The sequence below is a fragment of the Bacillus sp. EKM420B genome, from assembly GCF_011065565.1.
In the GTDB taxonomy this organism is placed as follows: Bacteria; Bacillota; Bacilli; order Bacillales; family Bacillaceae; genus Bacillus; species Bacillus velezensis.
This window is the reverse complement of record NZ_JAAMNX010000068.1, coordinates 1-235: the sequence shown is the minus strand read 5'-3', so window position 1 is coordinate 235 and position 235 is coordinate 1. Positions and strand designations below refer to the sequence as shown.

The window sequence follows — 235 nt, the reverse complement described above, 5'->3', positions numbered from 1 at the left end:
ACCCGTCCCACCGTTAAAATAGGCGGGATGTATGTTCAGCTGTACATGGACAAATTTGACGGGAATCTGTCAAGCATCAGGGCATTTGATGCGGAAACACTTGTGAAACAAAGGCCGTATGAAGTCATGTACAGAGGAAAGCTGACAGAACCCGAGCCAGTTTCTGATGAAAAATGGAACGACATTGAACGAGCGAGTGAGCAGCAGATTCTCGACATTACAAATGTCATCCGCG

Annotated in this window: 1 protein-coding gene; it reads left to right on the top strand. The window is 46.8% G+C overall.

Features of this window, described 5'->3' with window-relative positions; all coding sequences use genetic code 11:
* Nucleotides 1-235 (top strand): CAP-associated domain-containing protein (locus G9F48_RS19570; RefSeq protein ID WP_274596871.1); only part of this gene is annotated, 235 nt, incomplete at both ends.